Genomic DNA, 22,751 nt, shown 5'->3' with positions numbered 1-22,751 from the left:
CCTAGAACTTGAAGTTCGCGAACGCCCTGACGCCGATGCCGGGCATCAGCACCTCGTCCTTGGTATAGGAGACATGGTTGCGGATGTTCTCGTTGAGGAGATTGTTGCCGACGATGCCGGCCATCATCTCGCGGGCACCGAACCAGTTGCGGTCGAGCTTGGTCTTGTAGCTGACCTCGGCCTTCAGCAGGTTGTAGCCCGCCGTCGGCGTCTCAGCGATCACGGCGACGTTGTTCTGCGCGAAGGCGTGCAACAGGTTGACGCGCATCAGCCAATTGTCGTCGCGCCAGAACACGCCGCCGCCCATCCGCAAGGGCGGAATGCGCGGCACGTTGGTGCCGTCGCTGAAGGTGGCGCGGACGAAGTCGAGCTGGTTCTCGATGCCCCAGATGCCGCCCTGGAAGGCGCCGACGTCGAGCTGCGACTGGAATTCGCCGCCGCGGAAATTCGCGTTGCGCTGTGAGTAGACCGCCTGGTTCAGCTCGGCGCCGGGCGTGCCGCAGGATGCAAAGTCGTCGTCGCAGGACACGCCGGTGAGGCGGCGATAGATGAAATTGTCGAAATGCGTGTAGTAGACGGTCGCCTCGAAGCGGAACGGCCCCGTCGCCCTGCGCACGCCGAGCTCGACCGATTTCGCGGTCTCGATACCGAGGTTCGGATTGCCGATGTCGAAGGTCGCGGTCGCGTCGTGGCCGCCGCGCGAGAACAATTCGGCAGCCTTCGGCGCGCGCTCGACATATTGCGCGGTGATGCTGCCGACCATGCCGCCGGGCAGGTCCTGCAGCAGGCCGATGCTGCCGCTCTTCGGCGTGAAGGACGGATTGCGCGAGATCGCCGCCTGCGGCGTGCCGTCGGGCAGATAATCGGCCGGGAAGTCCGGCGTCGTGCCGTGCAGCTCGACGTGCTCGATGCGGCCGGCGATCTGCGCCCGTGTCGTCTCCGTGAACTTGAACTCGTTGAAGGTGTAACCGGCAACGCGGTTGCTGTTGTTCGGATTCCACAGGCCGTTGAACAGCGTGCCGGGATTGTCCGGGCTCGACGCGCTCAATTCCTGATGGCCGACCTGGAAGCCGAGCGCGGTCGTCACCTCGGCGAAGCGGGCGTTGAACGGCATCAGCTGCACCTCGGTGCGGATCTCCTGCTCCTTGTTGGTGAAGGTCTGCCTGATGCCGTCGCTGGTGAGGTCGGTGGGATCGGCGAGACCGATCTCGTTATGGCGGTAGTCGGTCGCCCCGGCCCAGAAGCGGATGGTGTCGATCGCTGCCGCGTCGGGGTGGTATTCGCCCTTGACGTTGATCTTGGTCTGGTGCGCGTCGATCCGCGTGTTGTGGTCGGCGCCGTCGATGCCGGAGATGTGGTAGAGCGAGTCGTTCTGCGTGATCGAGGCGCCGATATAGCCGCCGTGGAAGAAGTAGGAGCCGCCGATCGAGGCGCCGTCCGAGCGCGTTGCCGAGTTGGGCTGACGCCCGTTCACCGGGCGCGACTGGTCGTCGAGATAGGGATAGCTCGGGATGTAGTAATCCGAAGTCGTGCGGCCATAGGCATCGGCATGGAAGGCAAAATTGCCGCCGCCGGTGTCGAGCAGCACGCCGCTCTCGACACCGCGATCGACCGAGCTGAAGGCGGTGCGCGTCTCGGCGGTGACGCAAGGCGAGGTCGCCGCGCTCGCGAGCGGCGCCTTGGTCGGCAGGCCGTAGCTCTGGAACGACGGCGCGCAACTCGGCATCGCGTCCGGAATCCGGTTGTTGGTGGCGCTCACGACACCGCCGATCGAGGTCGAGCCGTAGCGCAGCGCGGCCGGCCCGCGCACCACCTCGACCTGGTTGGTCGCGAGCGGATCGATCGGGACGAAATGATCTTCGCCGAGATCGGAGGCGCCGCCGCCATTGGTGCCGTTCTCGACGATGCCGACGCGGTTGACGTCCAGACCCCGGATGATCGGCCGGCTGGAGGCGCCGGGCGCGAAGCTCGAACCGGTGATTCCGGGCTTGGAGAACAGCAGATCGCCGAGCGTGCCGCCGCCGTTGCGCCGGATCTCCTCGTTCGGCACCACAGTGACGGTCGCGAACTGATCGGTCACAACCGGCAGCACGCCCTGCTGAGGCGCCGCGGGCACCGGTGCTGCCGGCGTTGCTTCCGCCGCTTGCTCGCGGCTGCGCACCCGCGCGGTCCGTGTACCGCGGCCTGCGTTGCGCGACGGCACCACCGCCCTGCGCACGATCGGGCTTGGCGCCGTCACGGTGACGGCGGGAATCTCGGTCGACGATTTGTCCTGTGCGGGCGTCTGGGCGAAAGCGGGCGTGGCGGCAGCGCCGAGCAGGAGCAGGCTTGCTCCGCCAAGACGTTGCGCGCGTCGCGATTTGAATGACATTGTCCTGATTCCAGTCAGGCGCCGTCCGGATGATGGTCTGCTGATCGGAGGCGGCCTGCCGCCGCGGTGCGACGGAATTCGACTTCAACTTTTCCCGGCCGGGCGCCTGAAAGCGCGACGGCGGGCGTGATCAAGTGGTGTCGGGAGTCAGGACGCGGGAGGTGCGCGCGGCTGGAACGCCGTGCCGGCCGATTTCAGATGGAGGAATTCGGCATCGGTGGTGCGATAGAGCAGGTCGATCGCCTGCGGCAGCTGCAACAGTGGCGGAGTCGCGAACAGGATCGTGCCCGCCATCGCGACGACGGCGCAAATCGCACAATTGTCTTCGCCCTGATGCTCGCGGTCGGGGCTTGACGGCGATTGCTTGTGAACCGCCGCGCGGTCGACCGCAGCTTGATCCTTGCCGCCATCGACTTGGTGGTGAGTGGCCTGGGCTAGGGTAGCGGCCTGAGCGAACCAATGGCTGTGGCCGAACGTCAGCGCGAACTGCACCAGCATCGCGAACAACGCGAGCCGGGCGCCGTGCCTGATATTCGACCGGAACCACTTCATCGGAAAACGCCACCCCCACATCGCGGGCGCCCAGTGCCTGGGGCGTCGCGATGTTATAATGTAACATCGCTCCAATCGTCAGCTGATGTCAACGGTACTCCAACCCGCCCAGCGCGGGTGACTGTCCGATGTGGCGTTCGAGCAACGGAGCGTTCAGCGCCCTTCGCGGACCCAGGTCGCCGCAAACGCGCCGAGCAGCAGCAACAGGCCGATCAGGCCGGCAAAGATCGGCAGCACGCCGACGCCCTTGACGACGCTGGCATCGCGCATCCTGACCCCCATCCAGCCGTCGCCGGCAAAGACGCTGGCCGAACGCACGGGGAGGATGCGCGGCAGCTCGACGTTGGCGCCATTCGCCACGCGCACGGCGTTGCCACCGGTCGCCTGGGTCAGCGGCTTCAAGGTCTCGACCGTGGAGGTGACTTCCGAAAACTCCTTCGGATTGGTCGGTCCGACATTGATCAGCGCCTTCAGTGTGCCGTCGGTGGCCTGCCACAGCCCGAGTTCGCTCGCCGGCAGGCTTGCGCGCCATTCGCCGGGCTCCCCTGGGCTCAGCGTCAAATCCTGCGAGGCGCCGGACGGCGAGGTCACGCTCACCGGCTGGACGCTGTCCGCCATGGTCTGGCGCACCACGACCAGATTCTTGCCCTGCACCTGGAGGCGCAGCGCCTCCTCGTCGAGGTCGGGCTGCTTCATCAGCCAGTGCGACATCCGTCGGAGCAGATCGAGGTGCGGGCCGCCGCCCTCATAGCCGCGCGCCCACAGCCAGATGTGGTCGGACAGCAGCAGCGCGACGCGGCCCTCGCCGAAGCGCGACAGGAACAACAGCGGCTTGCCGTCGACACCCGTCATCACCGGTGGGTTGACGGAATTGCGGGTATCAACGGTGCGGAAGAACCGGCTCCAGCGCGGCGGCTCGGAGGCCGAGCCTTCGAGGCCGCGCGTGACGGGGTGGCGTTTGCCGAGGTCGGACAGATGCGCATAGAACGGCTTCTCCGTCACCCCGACCGGTTCGGCCGGCAGCACCGTATCCAGCGGCGTGCGCCAGATGCTGGTGTTGGAGGCGTAGTCGGGGCCGGCCGAGACCAACACCGCGCCGCCCGAGCGGACATAGCGCGCGATGTTGTCGAAATAGGCGATCGGCAGCACGCCCTGACGGGCGTAGCGGTCGAAGATGATCAGCTGGAATTCGTTGATCTTCTGCTGGAACAGTTCGCGGGTCGGAAACGCGATCAGCGACAATTCGTTGATCGGCGTGCCGTCCTGCTTCTCCGGCGGCCGCAGAATGGTGAAGTGGACGAGATCGACGCTGGCGTCGGACTTCAAGAGGTTGCGCCAGGTGCGCTCGCCGGAATGCGGCTCGCCCGAGACCAGCAGCACGCGCAGCTTGTCGCGCACGCCGTCGATGGCGACGACGGCGCGGTTGTTCACCGGCGTCAGCTCGCGCTCGAGCGGGGAGGCCTCGATCTCGACGATGTTCGGTCCGGCATGCTTGATGTCGACGTCGACGCTCGCAGCCTGGCCGCTCGAGAGCGTGCGCTCGTTGATGACCTCGCCGTCCCTGCGGATCGTGACCTTGGCGCGCTCGCCGGTGACGCCCTGGTCGTCGAGGCGGTAGCTGATGGTCTGGCTCTGCCCGACGATGCCGAAGCGCGGCGCGGCCGTGATCGCGATGCGGCGGTCGCGCTCGTCCTTCTGGCCGGTGATCAGCGCATGCACAGGCGCCTGGAAGCCGAGCGCGGCGGCGTTCGCCGGAATGTCGTGGACGCGGCCGTCGGTGATCAGGAACGCGCCGGCGACGCGGTCGACCGGCACGTCCGACAAGGTCGAGGCGAGGGCGCCGAACAGCCTGGTGCCGTCGGTCTCGCCATCGGCCTGTCCGGCATCGACGACGCGCACCTCCAGCCCTTTGATCTTCTTCAGGCTGTCGACCAGCGCTTCCTGCGCAGCTGCGGCCTCGCGATTGCGGTTGCCGAAATTCTGGCTCGGGCTCTTGTCGACGACGATCGCGGCGACCGAGGTGAGGGGCTCGCGTTCCTCGCGGGTGAAGGAGGGGTTGGCGAGCGCGAGCAGGAACAGCGCCAGCGCGGCCACGCGCACGGCAGAGCCGCGCGCCCGCGCCACCAGCAGCACGATCGCGATAACGACGATCGCGGCGAGCGCGAGCCAGAGCACGATGGCGGGAACGAGCGGCGTGAATGCGATGCCGTAATTCATCTCGATCCTATTGCCCCAACCGTTCGATCAGGGCCGGTGCGTGCACCTGGTCGGCCTTGTAATTGCCGGTCAGGGTGTACATCACGATGTTGGCGCCGGCGCGGTAGGCGAATTCGCGCTGGCGGGTGTCGCCGCCGGTCACCGGCAGCATGGCCTGGCCGTCGGGCCGCACCGCCCAGGCGCCGGCAAGGTCGTTCGAGGTGATGATGATCGGCGAGACGCCGTCGCCGCCGCGCGCCGGCCGCTGCGCGCTGTCCTCGTCCTCGTCGCGCGGCAGTGTCTCGACCCAGGTCTGGCCGGTGACGAAGCGGCCGGGGAAGTCGCGCAGCAGATAGAAGGTCTTGGTCAGCACGTGCTCGCGCGGCACCGGCTCGAGCTCGGGCACGTCGAGCGAGGACAGGATCTCGCGCAGCGTCTGCATGGCGGGGGTCTGCGCCGCGCCGTTCGCGCCGGGCGGCGCTTCGATCGCGTCGCGGGTGTCGAACAGCACGGTGCCGCCCTGCTTCATGTAGGCGTCGATCCTGTTGATGGCGTCCCGCGGCGGCTTCGGCGCGCCCGGCACGATCGGCCAGTAGATCAGCGGGAAGAAGGCGAGCTCGTCGCGCGCCGGATCGATCCCGACGGGATCGCCGGCCTCGAGCGCGGTGCGCTGGGCCAAAAACAGCGTCAGCCCGTTCATCCCCGCCTTGACGATGGAATCGACGTCGGCATTGCCCGTGACGACATAGGCGAGGCGGGTTTGCGCCGTCGCTTTCATCGCGAAATCGTCCGCGGCGCCGTCGGCGCGTGACGGCGTCGGCGCGAGCGTGGTGAGCAGCAGGCCGAGCACGATCATGGCGGGCGCGGCGCGGCGGCGCAGCAGCGCGGCGATGCCGCCGCCGAGCACCGCGACGATGACGGCGTCGATCAGGAACAGCGCGAGCGCCGTCGACAGCAGCCAGCCGCGCAGGTCGCGCGGCTCGGCATTGGTGTAGGTGGCGTGCCGGGCGCGCAGGCTCGTGGTGTTGAGGGCCGCGATGCGGTCGGCGCTGGCAAGCGTGTTCACGGCGAGCGGTCCTTCGGCGGGGCCGTAGAACCCGGGCGGATGATCTGATGTGGCGCGGTCGCGGTAATCGGCGGGCAGCGGCTTTGCGGTCGCCGGCGGCGGGCCGAAGGCGCCGAAGCCGTCGAGGATGTGCAGCGGCGCCACCGTCTCGGTGGTCGCTTCACCTGCAACGCCTGCGCCGGGCTTGGACGTGTAGCCGGACATGTCGACGATCCGCCGCAGCATTTCGACGAAGGTGCCGGACATCGGCAGATCCGACCAGCGCATGTCGGCGCTGACGTGGAACAGGCTGACCAGCCCCTTGCCGCGATGCTCGCCGGTGACGAGCGGCGTGCCGTCCTCCAGCGAGGCCCAGCTCTTGGTGGCGAGCACCGCGTCGGGCTCGGCCAGCACCTGGCGGCTGACGGCGACGTCCCTGGGGACCGCGACGCCGGCGAACGGGCCGTCGGCCGCGAAGGAGGCCAGATGCTGCGGCTTCTCCCAGGTCAGGCTGCCGCCGAGCGTGCGGCCGCCCTTGCGCAGCTTGACCGGCACGAGGTCGTCCTCGGCCTGCGCGAGCCGGGGACCTGCGAACCGCACCAGGACGCCACCCTGGTCGATCCAGGCATTGAGGCGCTCGCGCAGCTCCGGCGCGATGGTGCCGACATCGGCGAGGATGATCATCGGCAGCTTCTGGTCCAGAAATTGTGTGATGCCCTGCTGCGGCGAGCCCTTGTCGGCGAGCCTGACGTCGGCGAACGGGGTCAGCGCACGGGCGAGGTAGAAGGTCGGCGCCAGCAGCGGCTGCGCGGTCTCGCTGGTCGAGCCCGAGACGATGCCGATGGCGCGGCGGCGCCAGCGCTTGTCCAGCAGCTGCACCGCGCCGGCGGAGCGCTCGCCCGAGATCTCCAGGCGGTTGATGTCGTTGCGCAGCTCGACCGGCAGATCGAACGCGGCGTCGGTCTCCTTGTCCTGCGGGCCGAAAGAGAACCGCGCTTCGCCGATCGGCGAGGCCTTCTGGTCGAGCGCGCGCACGGTGCCGACCACGATGCCGCTGTCGGTGCGCAGCACCTTCACCGTCATCTTCGCGGCGGCGTTCTCGGCCGCGACCAGCGCCAGCGGCGAGGGGGTGCCGCCATCGAAGATGGTCAGGCTGCGCTCGCCGATGGTCTTGCCGAGGCCGGCCACGAATTCCTCGCCGCGGCCGGTGTCGATGCCGTCCGACAGCCAGGCGATCTCGCAATCGCCGGTGGCTTTCAGGAAGCGGTCGATCGCGGCGAGCGTGTCGACGCGGTCGACCGAATAGGGTTTTGGCGCGAGCTGGCGCAGCGCGACGCGCGCGGCGCCCGCCGGCATCAGAGTGATGTCGCGGCTCGGCTCCGACAGCGGCACCAGCGCGATGGCGCGGCGGTCGTTGTCGGCGTTGGCGATCAGCTCGTCGGCGGCCCTGATCCTGACATCCCAGTGCGATGCGGCGCTCCAGCCGTCGTCGAACACGATCATCAGCGGGGCCTTGCTGCCGGCAAGGCCGGTCTGCGGATTCCAGATCGGGCCGGCGGCGGCGAAGATCACCAACGCTGCCGCAAGCAGCCGCAGCGCGGTCAGCCACCATGGCGTCCGCGAGGGCGTCTCCTCGCGCGGGGCGATGTCGAACAACAGGCGGGTCGGCGGAAACTCGATGCGGCGCGGCCGCGGCGGCATCACGCGCAAGAGCCACCACAGCACCGGCAGGCTGACGAGGCCGATCAGAAGCAGCGGTTGGGTGAAGGCGAGCGGCAGTCCCATCATGCGGCCGGCCCCGCCTTGATGGTCGTGGTGCGGGCGCCGGACTTGCTCACCTGCATGCCGGTATGCAGGAACAGCAAGAGCTCGGCGGCGGAGCGGTCAGTGGCGTGCGTCGTGAACAGCCAGTCGAGCTTGCTCGTCTCGGCGCGGATCTGGTCGCGATGCAGTGCGAGCCGCGTGGTGTAATCCTGCGCCCAGCTCTCGGCGCGGCCGGCGGTGATCACGCCGAACCCTTCGGGCTCGACGAACTCGACGCGGCCGGAATAAGGAAACGATTCCTCGGCGGGATCGACGACCTGCACCAGCGTGCCGTGCGCGCCCGAGCCGGACAGTCCTGAGAGCGTCGTCCTGATCTCGGAGATCGGCGACCAGAAATCCGACAGCACGATCGTCTCGGCGAGCGCAGCAGGCACGAAGGACGGCGGCAGGCTGAGACGATCGGCATCGTCATGCAGCATCGCCTGCGCCATCTTGTCGATGACGCTGCGGCTCGCCGTCGGCGCCATCAGCCCGGGGATCCCGACGCGTTCGCCGCCGGAGACCAGCAGCTCGGCCAGCGCGAAGGCAACGATCAGCGTCCGCTCGAGCTTGGACTCGCGCGCGGTCTTCGAGGCGAACGCCATCGAGGGCGAGCGGTCGGGCCAGATCCACACCGTGTGCGAGGCTTCCCACTCGAGCTCGCGGACATAGAGAAGGTCGTCCCGCGCCGACCGCCGCCAATCGACGTTCTGCGCCGGCTCGCCGGAGACGAAACGGCGATATTGCCAGAAATTTTCGCCGGAGCCGGCGCGGCGCCTGCCGTGCAGGCCGTGGATGACGTTGGCGGCGATACGGCGGGCTTCGAGCACCAGGCGCGGCAAGGAGGCTGCGAGCGTGCGGCTTTCGCCATCGGCACGTCGGATCGCGATGACCTCCTTCGCCGTGTGCCCGTTCTCCGCTGCCATCAACCGATCCGTGTCTTGAGCTGCTTGATCACGTCCGGAATGGTGCGGCCTTCGGCGCGCGCCTGGAAGGTCAGCGCCATGCGATGCTTCAGCACGGGCTCGGCGAGGTCGAGCACGTCGTCGACCGAGGGCGCCAAGCGGCCGTCGATCAGCGCACGGGCGCGCACCGCCAGCATCAGGGATTGGCTGGCCCGCGGGCCGGGACCCCAGGCGATGAACTTGCCGGATTCGCCGGCGTCGGGGCCCGGACGGGCCGAGCGCACCAGCGACAGGATCGCCTCCACGACGGAATCGCCAACCGGCAGGCGCCGGATCAGCCGCTGCGCGGCGATCAGCGCGTCCGCGCTCATCGATCCCTTCGCCAGCGTTTCCTCGGCGCCGGTGGTCTCGAACAGGATGCGGCGCTCGGCGTCGCGATCGGGATAGTCGACGTCGATCTCCATCAGGAAGCGGTCGAGCTGCGCTTCGGGCAGCGGGTAGGTGCCTTCCTGCTCCAGCGGGTTTTGCGTCGCCAGCACGTGGAATGGTTTTGGCAGGTCGTGACGCGCGCCGGCCACGGTGATGTGCTGCTCCTGCATCGCCTGCAGCAGCGCCGACTGCGTGCGCGGCGAGGCGCGGTTGATCTCGTCGGCCATCAAGAGCTGCGCGAACACCGGACCCGAAATGAAGCGGAAGGCGCGCTTGCCCGTGGTGCTCTCGTCCAGCACCTCGGCGCCGAGAATGTCCGACGGCATCAGATCGGGCGTGAACTGGATGCGCTTGGCATCGAGCCCGAGCGTGACGCCGAGGGTCTCGACCAGCTTGGTCTTGGCGAGGCCGGGCACGCCGATCAGCAGCGCATGCCCGCCGGAGAGGATGGTGACCAGCGTGTTTTCGATCACGCGGTCCTGGCCGAAGATGACGGAGGCGATCGCATCCTTCGCGGCGCGAATCTGGCTCGACACCTGCTCGGCCGAACGGACGATCCCGTCCTCGAGTTTCTCGACACTCTCCGCCATCCGCTCGCTCCTTCAGCCCGCCATGCGGCTGCCTGGGCCGTCATGTCACCGCATCGCGTCAAATCATGGGCCTATGCTAGGCTTGCAGGAAGGCCATGTATTCGTTGAATTAACCTATCCCCACCTTATCGGCTTCGGGTTATGTACGGCATCACGAAGTGGCGACCTCCACACCGGACTATCCCGGATGGAACCGCGCACCCAAGTACAACGTAGACCTGCACCAATCGTGCCAAAGACAAAGTCAGGGCAAACCATGGCGAACCAAGGGCAGAGCGCCGATCGTGGCCTCGAGGGGCTGACTGCCGCCGCCAAGAATGCTGCCAATGCCGAAGGCGGCAAGAAGGGCCTGCCGCCGGTACACCTGTGGAATCCGCCGTTTTGCGGCGATCTCGACATCCGAATCGCCTCCGATGGTACTTGGTTCTATTTGGGCACGCCAATCGGGCGTCCCGCGCTGGTGCGGCTGTTCTCGACCGTCCTCAAGCGCGAGGGCGACAAGCATTTCCTGGTCACGCCGGTGGAGAAAGTCGGCATCCGCATCGACGATGCGCCGTTCATGGCGGTCGAGATGCAGCAGGACGATGAGAGCGGCCATCGCGTGCTGCGCTTCCGCACCAATGTCGACGACTGGGTCACCTGCGATGCCGCGCACCGGCTGCGCTTCGAGCAGGCGGCGGACGGCGGGCTGACGCCTTACCTGCATGTCCGAGCCGATCTCTGGGCCAAGGTCACGAGGGCGCTCTATTACGATCTGGTTGACATGGGCGAGGAGCGGATGGTCGATGGCCAACCGATGTTCGGCGTCGAATCATCAGGCGAATTCTTCGTCATGGCCGATGCGGAGCAGGTGAGGGCCGCGCTTTGACCAAGCCTATCCTGAAGAGCGACCAGGTCGTGCTCGGCGCGGCGGATTTCTTCGCCCGCTCGAAGGCGAAGCTCGGCTTCGACGTGCCGCCCGGCCTCTACGATCCCAACATCATTCCCGCCTCGGGCGATCCCGGCACCGACAAGATGCTGGAGATCATCGCACGCGAGCAGCCGGTGCGCCCCGCGGCGGTGCTGATCGCCGTGGTCGATCATCCCGAGCCGACCATTCTGCTGACGCAGCGCGCGGCGCATCTCAACGACCATGCCGGCCAGGTCGCCTTTCCCGGCGGCAAGATCGACGCGACCGATTCCTCGCCGCTGGTCGCGGCGCTGCGCGAGGCCGAGGAGGAGGTCGGGCTGTCCAGGGATTTCGTCGAGCCGCTCGGCTATCTCGATCTCTACGGTACCGCGTTCGGCTTCCGGATCCTGCCGACGGTGGCCAAGGTCCGGCCGGGCTTCTCGCTCACCATCAACCATTCCGAGGTTGATGACGCCTTCGAGGTGCCGCTATCGTTTCTGATGAACCCGGTGAACCATCAGGTGCACAGCAAGGAATTCCGCGGCATGGAGCGGTCCTATTACGCGATGCCGTTCGCGGAGCGCTACATCTGGGGGGCGACGGCCGGAATGCTGCGTGTGCTGTACGAGCGGATCTATTCGTCATGATCCGGACGGTTCTGACCGAGATCGGAATTTTCCTCATCCCGTTTGCCGTCTATGCGCTGTTCCTGATCGCGAGCCGCTCCGGTGTGTTCGCGCGTTCGTCCTGGCCGGTCACGATCGTCGCGCGTCTCACCTTGGTCGCGCTCGCGCTCGTCATCGCGGGCCTGATCGGCCTTGCGGAGTTCTCCGGTGCGCCGCCGGACTCGACCTACGTTCCCGCCCATATCGAGAACGGTCGGCTGGTGCCGGGCGTGGAAAAATAGAGGCAGCACGATGAGCGCGGAGCATTTACTCGCGCCGGTCCTTGCCGATGCGCCCTGGCTGATCTCGGGTGGGACCGCGCGCGTCCTGCAATTGCTCAATGCCGACGGCGAGGAGGCGCGGGTGGTCGGCGGCGCGGTGCGCAACGCGCTGCTCGGCCTCAAGCCCGGCGACATCGACATCGCGACCACGGCGCGGCCCGAGGAGGTGATGCGACGCGCCAAGGCTGCCGGCATCAAGGGCGTGCCGACCGGCATCGATCACGGCACCGTCACGCTGGTCATCGACAGCCATCCCTATGAAGTCACGACGCTGCGCGAGGACACCGAAACCTTCGGCCGCAAGGCCAAGGTCGCGTTCGGCCGCGACTGGGTGAAGGACGCCGAGCGGCGCGACTTCACCATGAACGGCCTGTCGGCCGACGCAAAGGGCGTCGTCTACGATTACGTCGGCGGCATCGCGGATGCCAAAGCGCGCCGCGTCCGCTTCATCGGCGATCCCGACCAGCGCATCGCCGAGGACTATCTGCGCATCCTGCGCTTCTTCCGCATCCACGCCGCTTTCGGCGCGGGCGATCCCGACCGCGACGGCTATCTCGCCTGCATCCGCGGCCGCGCCGGCCTTGCCAGCCTCTCGGCCGAGCGGGTGCGGATGGAGATGCTGAAGCTCCTGGTGGCATCGGGAGCGTCCGCGGCCGCGCTGGCCATGGCCGAGGGCGGCCTGCTGCAGACGCTGGTCGGCGGCGTCGTCTACACCGGACCGCTGGCGACGATGATTGCGGTCGAGCGCGAGCTCGGCCTCGCCGCCGGCAGCACGCGGCGCCTCGCCGCGCTGACCGTCGCCGTGACCGAGGATGCCAAGCGCGTCGCCGCGCGCCTGCGGCTGTCCAATGCCGAGACCAAGGCGCTGGATTCGATGGGACACCGCTGGTGGCGCCTCGCCACCAAGGACGAGGCCAATGCGCGGCGGCTGCTCTACCGGCTCGGTGCCGAGCGCTATCACGATCGCGTGTTGCTGGGCTGGGCGCGGAGCGGTGGCGATGTCGCCTCCGCGCGCTGGCGCGCACTCGCTGAGCTGCCGCAGCGCTGGACGGCGCCGAAATTTCCGCTGAAGGCCGCCGACTTCATCGCCCGCGGACTGCCTGAAGGACCCGCGCTCGGACACGTGTTGACGCTCGCCGAGGACGCTTGGCTCGCGGCGGATTTTCCCCTAGAGCAAGCCGCACTCGCTGCCATCGCCGATCAAGCTGCGGCCCGCGTCAGCCGCGACGAGAGAACGTGACCATCGTCTCAGGCTTCGCCGACATCTCGATCTTCCAGCTGCTGCTGGTCGCGTTGATGGCGTTGTTTGCTTCGATCCTCGGCGGCCTCGCCGGCTACGGTACCGGCGCTCTGATGCCGCTGGTGCTGGTGCCGCTGGTTGGCGCCGAGCCCGTGGTGCCGATCATCGCGATCTCCGCCATCTTCACCAATTTTAGCCGCGCGGTCGCTTACCTGCGCTACGCCGACCGCCGCCGCGCGCTGATCGTGCTCGCTTGCGCCGCGCTAACCACCGCGCTCGGCGCCTACGGCTATACGCGGCTGACCAATGCGGGCGCGGCGCTGGTGATCGGCGCCATGCTGATCCTGAGCGTGCCGCTGCGCCGCGTGCTCCGCCGCCGCAGCGTGCGGATCGGAGACGGCGGCCTTGCCGCCGGCTCGGTCGGCTACGGCGTCCTGGTCGGCGGCACCTCCGGCTCCGGCGTGATCCTGCTCTCGCTCCTGATGGCCGCCGGCCTGGAGGGCGCCGCCGTGATCGCGACCGATGCGATGATCTCGCTCGGCACCGGCCTGATCAAGATTTCCGTGTTCGGCCTCGCCGGCGCCGTCACCGCACAGGTGCTTGCCTTCGCGCTCCTGATCGGCGTGATCGCGATCCCCGGCGCCTTCCTGGCAAAGGCCTTCGTGGAGCGGATGCCGCTGCACATCCACACCGCGATCCTCGATGTCGCTGTCATCACCGGCGGGCTGGTGATGATCTCGGCGGCGGCGAGGCAGCTGGTCGCGTAGACGGATGGGCCCGATTGGGCATCCGCAACGTGCCCGCGATCCAGGCTCGTTCTCATGAACGTCGGCTGCTGAGTCAACCGGAAGGCGCCGGCTCAACGGTCTGCGGCAGCTTTGACCCGAACAGATCTCAGATCATCGAGCCCGAGGTCGCGGATCGGATTTCAATGCGGATGCAGTGCCGCCGAACCCTTTCTGGATCGTACGATGTAGGCCGTGCGCAGTCGGAGAAGCGGCTTCTCGAAGAATTCGTATGACAGCCCCGCCACAGGTGCGAATGCTGCGAAAAGCAAGGTCGCAGCTGGGAGCGCCCACCAAAAGTTGGCGTCTTGGCCACCATGGTCTTTGACGAGGAATATTGCGACTTCGCGCAGGAAAAAATGCAGGAGATAGATCGAATATGACCACTCTCCGACTTTGCGAAGGCAGAGATCAAGCTTCGGGGGAACGCTAATCCCTGAATTGTCGTACCAGGCGATGAAACTGCCAAAGGCTACGGCCTGGATCGACGGAATGACTATCCATAATGCCGAGGGGGAGGGATAGGCCCCATCGAGGTAGAAGAAGCCGCCCTCGGCGTCGAATATTTGCCAGAAGATCAGGAACAGCAGCCCACACGTGAAAGCCATGAAGCGACGTGCCTTTTCGCCCAGGCCAGCCGTTGCGAAGAACATGCCCATCAGAAACTGATCGATCGCCCCGACGATGGTCCAATACGCCACGAGCTGGACCTCTCCGTATCTTGCCCAGAGGAGCGCACGCAGGCAGAGGCTGAGACAGATGCCGATGAGCAGCGCATGAGGACCAAAGCGGTTGCTGAGCGCGAGCAGGTACGGGAACAGCAGGTAAAACTGAAATTCGATCGTGATCGACCAAGCTCCATTCGGCAACGTCGGCAACAAGATTCCGCGCCAGATATGACTGAAGTCAATTGGAGGCCCAATGTGAAGCTTGCCAAGAAGATACCAGGCGGCCAGAGACGCGGCGAGCAAGGGTACCAATCTTACGGCTCGACTCCAGAGAAACGCCGGATAGTTGATCGCCTGCCCGTTCACCAGCTTGGCGAATAGGTAGCCACTCAGCGTCATGAAGAGCCCAACGCCAACGTGCCCCTCATCCAGCAGCGCGAAAGGGAAGGGCGGCACGGCAGAGTACGGCACCGGGAAATCAGTCGTGAGATGAGTGAAGTGCCACACGAAAACGAGGTAGGCCGCCAGAGCTCTGATGTGATCGAGGCGAGAAAAATATAAGCCACTGCTGGATTTCATGAGATCATCACGAGGGTGATCGCAAGCGGCCACTTGGTGGGCAACGTCTCGTCAGGGCTGATGCAGAGGCCGGGATCGGACGACGTGTCAGTGGTCTCATTTTTCACGCGAACGCTTTTGCTTTTGAAGTCTTGAAGGCGTTGTGGCTTGATCTTAAATCAACCTAGAGGAGCAATCATTTCCAGTTTGATAAGGAGCGGTTGTTCCATGGGTAATCTCTCTTGGAAGAATTGTTTGGTTAGCAAAGCTTTAGTGGAACTGATGATCGTTGAATGTGGCCGGAAGCATGGATGCGAGTTCGCATCGGGCGCCTTCGTGGTTCTCACGTCGCCGAATGCGGCCGTAGGGATGCGTGAACCGCTTGGTTGCCCGGGAGCATCAGTTGCAGTTCCTCGTGCGGATTAAAGCCTGCGCCGGTCGCAAGACCGTTCGCGGGATCTCGGCGGCCAGCATCGGCAACCAAAACACATTCCGCTTTGGGCTGTCCGCGCAGCTGTTGGGCCCATGCCGACAAGACACGGGGTTCGTTTGCCTATCGGCTGCCATGGGTCAAGCGGACCTGACCGCGTATCGGCATCATCGACACGATTGATCCGAAGCCGAAGTCGTTGCCCCTAAGATGAATGCTCAATGAGCACCTTCGACATGGGGTAACCGGAGCTGGCACTGAAATTCCCGACCGGGCGGCCCTCCGCCGTATATCCATTGGACTTGTAGAATTGAAGGGCGGTCTCTGTGCTCGTGAGAGTACACTGCGTGTTGCCTCGCTCCAAAGCCCTCGCTTCGAGCGCCCGAAGCAATGCACGACTAACGCCTCGAAATCTCACGTCTGGAGAAACGTAATTCAGAGTGATCTGGCCGGCGTCGGTAACCGATCCAACGGCGAGAATGTTGTTTTCCTCGGCAGCCACCAGCAAGGAATTTCCCGGTTGCGTCATCCAAGCGGCGAAGATCGTGGGAGTCTTGTTTCCCAGCCAACGCTCCAAGATGGCGCTATCGTTCTTATGATCGGCCTCGCATAGTTCCGCGATGGACCGCTTCATGACGAGACAAGCCGCTTCCGCGTCCTCAATCCTGGCATCCCGGATTTCCATTCGACTATTATGTACGGGACCCCCGACAGCACAACCCCAAGGCGCGATTGTGGGTTCGCCAGTTTGCGCTGCCTGACGTCAGCTTAAAGTGCCGGGAGGTCTGCTTTCTGGAGGTGATCCGAACACGACCATGCAAGCTGACCAAGGCAGCCAGTGACCATTGCGGACGTAAGCACGAGCGGTCATTGTATGAGCAAACAATGGCTGCCTGCGCGCTCCCATGAGATCAGCACTTACATCTTTCAAATCAGCCAGAAAATTCTCCGTTTTCGGCTATAGCATCAGCCATGGCACGCTGCTGCTGAGAAGCGGAAGGTCCGATGAGCATGACCTGCGCCTCGACGTCTTGATTAAGGACGTTCGCGCGCTCGAAATTAGATCCTGGTTTGAGGGCATTGAAATAATTGAGGTCGATCCAAGCTTCTTGAATGACTTTCCAAGTAAGCCGATCGATATGCTCGATGTCGGTCTCAAAGTTTACGCGTTGCTTGGAACAGGATGGCGAGGGTTTATTGTCGGAGGCGGCCTCTTCTTCCACGAAGATGATGCAGGCTTCATGGAGCCAAGTGCATTGTTGCCGGAGACTAGCGAAAGGTGTGACTTCCGCTAGTGGGCCCGTAGCCAACCTTCACGGCGATGCCCACTGACGGCCGCTTGTGGCTCCTTTTGCGACACCAGCCATGTCCGCTGTTGCCCCGCGATTGGCAGATCCGCGGACATCGAAGGCGCTGTTGCCGAGCAGGCCGGCCTGACCGGGATGCGGTCTTGAGCGCGCCTAGTCTTCGTCCTCTTCCTCGTCTTCATCCTCCTCATCGTCCTCTTCCACCTGCACCAGCACGGCCAGCGGCAGCGTCTCGCGGAATAGCTCGCCTTCCATGCCCATCCAGAGGCAGAGCGCGTCGCTCTCCTTCACCTCCGCAACCGTCAGCGGCTGGCCGCCGGATTTCAGCATCACGACATCGCCGGCTTTCAAGTCCATGGAGTGTTCCTTTCGCGTGATCGACCCGGAAGGGAAGCTAGCAGGCGGTCATGACGGGCCGATCACGCAGACCGGTCGTGCCGAGAGAATCCGGCGGTGGGTTGCGATACGGCCGAAATGACGCAGCCACATGCGCTCGCGATTGGCGGGGTCGGAAGGAATTGTTGCCGTTCCTGGCCGGCTTTCCGACCGGGTTGCCGGATGCATTGCGCTTCGCCTCAACGGCTTGGGTCTGGTCCTGCAGCCCGTGGCGGCAGGCCAGCAGTCGCTTATGCCGCGCCCCCGGGGCGGCCCGGCGGGGCGCGTTGCGCTGGCTCGGCCGCGGGTTTGCAGCTACGCTAAGTGTGCAACGGGCTCCCTGGGGGACGTGCCGATGGCGGCCGGTGACATGGATCAGAGCAACGTCGCAAAGTTTCCGCTCGTTGACCCGGACAGCCCCGAGATATTGGCGCTGGTTGCGATCGTCCGGCGCCTCTCGATCGCACGCAGCGTGCCGGAGATCATGGATATCGTCGCTCATTCTGCGCGGACGCTGATCGGAGCGGACGGGATCACATTCGTTCTGCGCGAGGGCGACCGATGCTATTATGCGGAAGAGGACGCAATCGGGCCGCTTTGGAAGGGACAGCGATTCCCGATGTCGGCCTGCATCTCCGGTTGGTGCATGCTGGAGCGGCGTGCTGCCGTCATCCCGGACATCTATCAGGACGACCGAATTCCGCAGGACGCCTACCGCCCGACCTTTGTCCGTAGTCTGGCGATGGTGCCCGTTCGGCAGGACGACCCGATCGCGGCGATGGGCGCCTACTGGGCGAATTCCCGCGAGATTCAGCCGAGAGAGGTCCAGCTGCTGCAGACCATTGCCGACGCAGCTTCGCTGGCGGTGGCTTACGTCGATCAGCGCCGTCAGCACGATCCATGGCGGCGGCTGCGCCTGGTCAAGGACTGGGCCAGGCAGAAGGGTCTGCGGCTTCGCTCTCTCAACCTGCCATTCGAGCTTGCCAAGCTTAAGCCTTGGCAGGCCCAGAATGAGCGCAGTTTGCCCCTGGCCATAGGCGTTGCGGCGGGATCGATCGTCCTGGCCACCCTTGTGAGACTTGCGCTGGGCGCGCTCGTCGGCCCAGGCGTCATTGCGTTTGCCACTTACTATCCCGCGGTCCTGCTTTCCACCCTGTGGGCCGGAAGTGGATCGGGCGTTCTCACACTCTTCGGTGCAGGCGTGATCGGCTGGTACGCTTTCATGCCGCCGGTCTACACCTTTGAAATCAAGGAAGCCGCGACGGTGGCGAGCCTGGCACTTTATCTGGCATCGGGCTCAGTGATCATTTGGGGCGCGGAGCAATACCGCAGGCTCGCGGCAGCTTTGGCCGGAAAAGATCGCGAGCGTGAGCTTCTCATGGGGGAGCTCTTGCACCGCATGCGGAACATGATCGCGGTGGTGCAAGCGGTCGTCAACCAGACGCTCTCGCATGACGAGGACGCCCGCGCGACTCTCGGTCGGAGGATTGCGGCCGTCGTCACCGCCGATGGGTTCATGCAAGATGACCTGAGCTATCAAAGCGACCTTGCCGAGCTTCTTGCGTCGGAACTTGCAGGGTATGAGCGCGCACGCTTTATCCTTTCGGGACCGGCGACGGAGCTTGCGCTGGATCAGTCGCGCGCCCTGGCGCTCTCGATCCATGAACTGGCGACCAACTCCGCCAAGTACGGCGCATTGTCTTGTCCGGAAGGCCGCGTGCTGGTGTCATGGAATGTGGCCCCTGCCGAGCTTCAGTTGGCCTGGCAGGAGCTGGGCGGGCCTCCGGTACGCCCTCCCAAGCGCGAGGGCTTCGGCTCCAGGTTCGTGCGACAGATGCTCGCCAAGAAAGGCGGAAGCATCAAAACCGAATGGCTGGAAGCCGGCGTGGTGCACAAGATCCTGCTGCCGACGCACTGAGGCTGCGGGCATCGGCCTCTTCATCGTGCGACATCATACCCTTGTTTTGCCCGACGCATCAAAGGGGCGTTTCGTAAAATCCGTAAGTCCTTGATCTTGCAGGGGCCGTCTACTGTGCATGGGGTTGTTTTTCGATTTTTTGTCTGGCTGCCTGCTCAGGGCCGATCCGGCACCAATTCGCTTAGCGAGCGGATGATGCGGTCGGGCTTGACGGTCGAGCCTTCGGGCAGGCCGTCGCCGTGCACGTCGATCCAGATCGAATAGATGCCGAGCCGCTGCGGCGTCACGACTTCCCATTCCAGATTGTCGCCGATCATCCAGGTGTCCGCGGGCGTGACGCCGAGCGCCTCCATCGCGTGCAGATAGGCGCGCTCCTCGGGCTTGCCGAAACCGTGCTCGCCCTCGATCTGGATGTGGTCGAAGCGATGCGCCAGCTCGAACCGCTCGACCTTGGCGCGCTGCATGTCGGCGGCGCCGTTCGTCACCAGCGCGAGCTTGACGCCGCGTGCCCTGAACGCGTCGATCGCATCATGCGCACCGGGGAAGACGAAGATCGCCTCCTCGCGGTAGGTGGTGAAGCGGTCGGCGATGCGATCGGCGAGACCGTCCGATAGGGCGCGATGGCCGTCGGCGGCGAGCGCGGCGAAGCCGCCGCGCACCGTGAGCCGCCGCGCCTCGCCAAGCTTCATCCGCCAGATCGGCTCCGCGGTCGCCCAGAACTGTCGCGCATAAGCCAGCACCGCGGTCGCGACCTGCGGCGGCGGCAGCGGCGCAAGCTCCTCCGCGAATTCGTTGGCGATCGTGTTCCAGGCGATCTCGGGCCGGCCATAGGCCGACAGGATGGTGTCGTCCATGTCGATCAGCATGGCGCGGGGGAGCGGCTTCGAAGCGGTCACGGCCATTTCACCTCCGGGGGCATCGACGACAGGATCGAATCGACATTGCCGCCGGTCTTGAGCCCGAAGATGGTGCCGCGATCATAGAGCAGGTTGAACTCGACATAGCGGCCGCGCCGGATCAATTGCTCCTCGCGGTCGGCGGCGGTCCAGGCGCTGGCGAAATTGCGCCTGACGATGTCGGGGTAGATCTTCAGGAAAGCGCGGCCGACGTCCTTGGTGAAGGCGAGGTCGGCCTCCCAATCGCCGCTGTCGTGCCAGTCGTAGAAGATGCCGCCGATGCCGCGCGGCTCCTTGCGGTGCGGCAGGTAGAAATACTCGTCGCACCATGTCTTGTACTTGTCGTAATCGGCAACGCCGCTGTTCTGCGCGCAGGCCTCCTTCATCGCGGCGTGGAAGGCGATGGTGTCGGCATCGTCCTGCGTGCGCCGGCGGTCGAGCACCGGGGTGAGATCGGCGCCGCCGCCGAACCAGGCTTTCGTGGTGACGACGAAGCGCGTGTTCATGTGCACGGCGGGCACGTTCGGATTGCGCATATGCGCGATCAGCGAGATGCCGGAGGCCCAGAACTTCGGGTCGTCCGCCGCGCCGGGAATCTGGGCGCGAAATTCAGGGGCGAACTCGCCGTGCACGGTCGAGCAGTGCACGCCGACCTTCTCGAACAGCCGGCCGTGCATCATCGACATCACGCCGCCGCCGCCGGGCGCGCCGGTATGGTCGGCGCGTTGCCAGGGCGTGCGCTTGAAGCGGCCGGCTTCGCCCGGATAGAGGTCGTGCGGGGCGTCGTCCTCGAGCCGCTCGAAGCTCGCGCAGATTTCGTCGCGCAAGGATTCGAACCAGGTGCGGGCGCGGGCCTTGCGGCCTTCGATCGTCGAATTGTCCATCTGCATTCCCGGTCGCGTCCTATCTGATACCGAGCGATTTATGCGTCTGCACGCTGAGCCGCCATTGCGGGTGGCGCAGGCAATAGTCGATCGCGCGCGCGGTGTTCTCGATCACCTCCGGTCCGTCCATCGGCTGCAGAGAGAAGCGCTCGAAGGCGAGGTGCTCGAATGTCTCCGGCGCGGCGAGGGCCTGCGGGTAGACCAGTTTCAGCTCGTGGCCCTGGCGCAGCACCAGTTCGCTGCCGCCCTTGGGGCTGACGCAGATCCAGTCGAGGCCATCGGGCGCTTCGATGGTGCCGTTGGTCTCGATGCCGATCTCGAAGCCACGGGCGTGCAGCGCCTCGATCAGCGCGGCGTCGACCTGGAGCAGCGGCTCGCCGCCGGTCAGCACCACGTAGCGGTCGGCTTCGGCGGCCCGCCATTGCGCGGCGATGGTGTCGGCGAGGTCGGCGGCCGAGCCGTAGCGGCCGCCGAGCGTGCCGTCGGTCCCGACGAAATCCGTGTCGCAGAACTTGCAAATGGCTTCAAGGCGGTCCGCCTCGCGCCCGCTCCAGAGGTTGCAGCCGGCAAAGCGGCAGAACACGGAGGCGCGTCCGGCATGGGCGCCTTCGCCTTGCAGGGTCAGGAAGATTTCCTTGACCGCGTAACTCAATCGTCTCTCCTTTGGCCTTCAGACTTGCGGGGTCCGGACCTGCCGCAGCGCTTCGCCGGCGGCCATCGCCGCGCTCATGGCGACATTGAGCGACCGCAGCCCGGCCCGGATCGGGATCACCAGCCGCGCATCCGCGGCCTCGACCACCGCCTCGGTCACTCCGGCGCTCTCGCGCCCGAATAGCAGGATGTCCGACGTCTTGTAACGGAAATCGCGATAGTCGGTGGCGGCCTTGGTGGTGAACAGCAGCAGGCGGTGGCCGTGGGCGGCGCGCCAGTCCTCGAACTTCGGCCAGGAATCGTGCCTGACGATGCTGACATGGCCGAGGTAGTCCATTCCCGCCCGGCGGAACGCGCGGTCGGAGACCGGGAACCCCGCCGGTTCGATGATATGGGCGTCCAGCCCGAGGCAGGCGCAGAGCCTGAGAATCGTGCCGGTGTTCTGAGGGATGTCGGGTTGGAAAAGCGCTATCTGCATCGGGAATGGCGGACTGGTTGCGGGACGGGAATGTCTCAATAAAACATCGCCTGCCCGGGAATTCGTGCATGGCACGCCCCCGCGCCGATAGCGGGCTTGCGCTCGCCCGGCAAGGGTGCCAATAGAACGATTCTGGACTGCTGTTTCGCCTGTTTAGAGGCGAATAAGCGAAGTTCTGCCGCCGCGGGGGGCCGCGGGCGCCGGCAGCCTTTCCGGGGACCTCATGGGCGCCCCCTGGAGCGGTTCCACCGGTTGCACAAGAAGAAAGGGTTGGAATCGTGACGACAGCGTCTTCGGCGGACCATCCGACACGCCGTGATTTCTTATTCGTTGCAACCGGGGCAGCTGCAGCAGTAGGGGGCGCGGCCGCGCTCTGGCCCTTCATCTCGCAGATGAATCCTGACGCCTCGACCATCGCCGCCGGTGCGCCGATCGAGGTCGATCTCAGCCCGATCGCCGAGGGCCAGGACATCAAGGTGTTCTGGCGCGGCAAGCCGATCTACATCAGTCACCGCACCAAGAAGCAGATCGAGGAGGCGCGCGCCGTCAACGTGGCGAGTCTGCCCGATCCGCAAACCGACGAGGCTCGGGTCAAGTCCGGTCACGATCAGTGGCTGGTCGTGATCGGCATCTGCACCCATCTCGGCTGCATCCCGATCGCTCATGAAGGCAGCTACGACGGGTTCTTCTGCCCCTGTCATGGTTCGGTGTACGATACGTCCGGCCGCATCCGCCAGGGCCCCGCGCCCTCGAACCTGCCAGTGCCGCCGTACCAGTTCGTTTCCGACACCAAAATCCAGATCGGCTGAGCTTCGGACTTTCGTCCGAAGCTTCG

The 22,751-nt window shown here is 65.7% G+C and carries 21 protein-coding genes; 7 read left to right on the top strand and 14 right to left on the bottom strand.

Going from position 1 to position 22,751, the window contains the following annotated elements; genetic code table 11:
- Nucleotide 1 precedes the first annotated feature (1 nt).
- The 6 genes from WI560_RS25225 to WI560_RS25200 all read right to left on the bottom strand — a co-directional run bounded on the left by WI560_RS25225 (nucleotide 2) and on the right by WI560_RS25200 (nucleotide 9,891).
- Nucleotides 2-2,371, bottom strand: coding sequence for a TonB-dependent receptor (locus WI560_RS25225; RefSeq protein WP_375305358.1), 2,370 nt, complete (start codon nucleotides 2,369-2,371; stop codon nucleotides 2-4).
- Nucleotides 2,372-2,518: 147 nt separating this feature from the next.
- Nucleotides 2,519-2,923 carry a DUF2946 domain-containing protein gene (locus WI560_RS25220; RefSeq protein WP_375305357.1) on the bottom strand — a complete coding sequence of 135 codons (405 nt, stop codon included), beginning with the start codon at nucleotides 2,921-2,923 and terminating at the stop codon, nucleotides 2,519-2,521.
- Nucleotides 2,924-3,076: 153 nt separating this feature from the next.
- Entirely contained in the window at nucleotides 3,077-5,140 is a 2,064-nt protein-coding gene (locus tag WI560_RS25215; protein WP_375305356.1) for a hypothetical protein, read from the bottom strand.
- Between the two features lie 7 nt (nucleotides 5,141-5,147).
- A complete protein-coding gene (locus tag WI560_RS25210) occupies nucleotides 5,148-7,952 on the bottom strand; it encodes a DUF4159 domain-containing protein (RefSeq protein WP_375305355.1) in 2,805 nt (934 codons plus the stop codon).
- Nucleotides 7,949-8,893 (bottom strand): DUF58 domain-containing protein, encoded by a 945-nt coding sequence (locus tag WI560_RS25205; protein ID WP_375305354.1) that lies wholly within the window; start codon nucleotides 8,891-8,893, stop codon nucleotides 7,949-7,951. Before WI560_RS25205 ends, WI560_RS25210 begins: the two co-directional genes overlap by 4 nt.
- A complete protein-coding gene (locus WI560_RS25200; RefSeq protein ID WP_375305353.1) occupies nucleotides 8,893-9,891 on the bottom strand; it encodes an AAA family ATPase in 999 nt (332 codons plus the stop codon). The genes WI560_RS25205 and WI560_RS25200 overlap by 1 nt, the downstream gene beginning before the upstream one ends.
- A 256-nt stretch (nucleotides 9,892-10,147) precedes the next feature.
- Between WI560_RS25200 and WI560_RS25195 the strand changes: the two genes are divergently transcribed.
- Genes WI560_RS25195 through WI560_RS25175 form a run of 5 tightly spaced genes read left to right on the top strand, consistent with a single transcriptional unit; the run spans nucleotide 10,148 to nucleotide 13,733 of the window.
- Nucleotides 10,148-10,759 (top strand): DUF1285 domain-containing protein, encoded by a 612-nt coding sequence (locus tag WI560_RS25195; protein ID WP_375305352.1) that lies wholly within the window; start codon nucleotides 10,148-10,150, stop codon nucleotides 10,757-10,759.
- The gene (locus tag WI560_RS25190) at nucleotides 10,756-11,427 is read left to right on the top strand and encodes a CoA pyrophosphatase (protein WP_375305351.1); all 672 of its coding nucleotides are present in this window, start codon (nucleotides 10,756-10,758) and stop codon (nucleotides 11,425-11,427) included. The genes WI560_RS25195 and WI560_RS25190 overlap by 4 nt, the downstream gene beginning before the upstream one ends.
- Complete coding sequence (locus WI560_RS25185) at nucleotides 11,424-11,687, top strand: DUF6111 family protein (protein ID WP_375305350.1); 264 nt, start codon at nucleotides 11,424-11,426, stop codon at nucleotides 11,685-11,687. Before WI560_RS25190 ends, WI560_RS25185 begins: the two co-directional genes overlap by 4 nt.
- Before the next feature lie 10 nt (nucleotides 11,688-11,697).
- Complete coding sequence (locus WI560_RS25180) at nucleotides 11,698-12,966, top strand: CCA tRNA nucleotidyltransferase (RefSeq protein WP_375305349.1); 1,269 nt, start codon at nucleotides 11,698-11,700, stop codon at nucleotides 12,964-12,966.
- Entirely contained in the window at nucleotides 12,963-13,733 is a 771-nt protein-coding gene (locus tag WI560_RS25175) for a sulfite exporter TauE/SafE family protein (protein ID WP_375305348.1), read from the top strand. The genes WI560_RS25180 and WI560_RS25175 overlap by 4 nt, the downstream gene beginning before the upstream one ends.
- 161 nt (nucleotides 13,734-13,894) lie before the next feature.
- On the opposite strand, the gene WI560_RS25170 is transcribed toward WI560_RS25175, so the two are convergent.
- The 4 genes from WI560_RS25170 to WI560_RS25155 form a co-directional block, all read right to left on the bottom strand.
- Nucleotides 13,895-14,998: an acyltransferase family protein gene (locus WI560_RS25170; protein WP_375305347.1), complete on the bottom strand. Its 1,104-nt coding sequence runs from the start codon at nucleotides 14,996-14,998 to the stop codon at nucleotides 13,895-13,897.
- 614 nt (nucleotides 14,999-15,612) lie between these two features.
- Nucleotides 15,613-16,092: a GNAT family N-acetyltransferase gene (locus tag WI560_RS25165; protein ID WP_375305346.1), complete on the bottom strand. Its 480-nt coding sequence runs from the start codon at nucleotides 16,090-16,092 to the stop codon at nucleotides 15,613-15,615.
- A gap of 247 nt (nucleotides 16,093-16,339) precedes the next feature.
- Nucleotides 16,340-16,630, bottom strand: a complete 291-nt coding sequence (locus tag WI560_RS25160; RefSeq protein WP_375305345.1) for a hypothetical protein — start codon at nucleotides 16,628-16,630, stop codon at nucleotides 16,340-16,342.
- 237 nt (nucleotides 16,631-16,867) lie between these two features.
- A complete protein-coding gene (locus WI560_RS25155; RefSeq protein ID WP_375305344.1) occupies nucleotides 16,868-17,071 on the bottom strand; it encodes a DUF2158 domain-containing protein in 204 nt (67 codons plus the stop codon).
- 373 nt (nucleotides 17,072-17,444) lie between these two features.
- On the opposite strand from WI560_RS25155, the gene WI560_RS25150 reads away from it, so the two are divergent.
- Nucleotides 17,445-19,007 (top strand): sensor histidine kinase, encoded by a 1,563-nt coding sequence (locus WI560_RS25150; protein WP_375305343.1) that lies wholly within the window; start codon nucleotides 17,445-17,447, stop codon nucleotides 19,005-19,007.
- Nucleotides 19,008-19,162: 155 nt separating this feature from the next.
- On the opposite strand, the gene WI560_RS25145 is transcribed toward WI560_RS25150, so the two are convergent.
- The 4 genes from WI560_RS25145 to WI560_RS25130 are packed head-to-tail and all read right to left on the bottom strand — an operon-like array spanning nucleotide 19,163 to nucleotide 21,916.
- Complete coding sequence (locus WI560_RS25145) at nucleotides 19,163-19,909, bottom strand: HAD family hydrolase (RefSeq protein WP_375305342.1); 747 nt, start codon at nucleotides 19,907-19,909, stop codon at nucleotides 19,163-19,165.
- Nucleotides 19,900-20,787, bottom strand: coding sequence for an oxygen-dependent coproporphyrinogen oxidase (gene hemF, locus WI560_RS25140; RefSeq protein ID WP_375305341.1), 888 nt, complete (start codon nucleotides 20,785-20,787; stop codon nucleotides 19,900-19,902). Before hemF ends, WI560_RS25145 begins: the two co-directional genes overlap by 10 nt.
- A gap of 19 nt (nucleotides 20,788-20,806) precedes the next feature.
- On the bottom strand, nucleotides 20,807-21,439 hold the full coding sequence (gene queE / locus WI560_RS25135; protein WP_375305340.1) for a 7-carboxy-7-deazaguanine synthase: 633 nt from the start codon (nucleotides 21,437-21,439) through the stop codon (nucleotides 20,807-20,809).
- Between the two features lie 18 nt (nucleotides 21,440-21,457).
- A complete protein-coding gene (locus WI560_RS25130; RefSeq protein WP_375305339.1) occupies nucleotides 21,458-21,916 on the bottom strand; it encodes a tRNA (cytidine(34)-2'-O)-methyltransferase in 459 nt (152 codons plus the stop codon).
- A gap of 278 nt (nucleotides 21,917-22,194) precedes the next feature.
- Here WI560_RS25130 and petA point away from each other — a divergent pair, with 278 nt between their 5' ends.
- The gene (gene petA / locus WI560_RS25125; protein WP_028134854.1) at nucleotides 22,195-22,725 is read left to right on the top strand and encodes a ubiquinol-cytochrome c reductase iron-sulfur subunit; all 531 of its coding nucleotides are present in this window, start codon (nucleotides 22,195-22,197) and stop codon (nucleotides 22,723-22,725) included.
- Nucleotides 22,726-22,751: the final 26 nt, after the last annotated feature.

The sequence above is a fragment of the Bradyrhizobium sp. A11 genome (assembly GCF_042077125.1).
GTDB lineage: Bacteria > Pseudomonadota > Alphaproteobacteria > Rhizobiales > Xanthobacteraceae > Bradyrhizobium > Bradyrhizobium japonicum_B.
The sequence above is the reverse complement of the archived record's forward strand: the minus strand, read 5'-3'. Positions and strand labels throughout refer to the sequence as shown.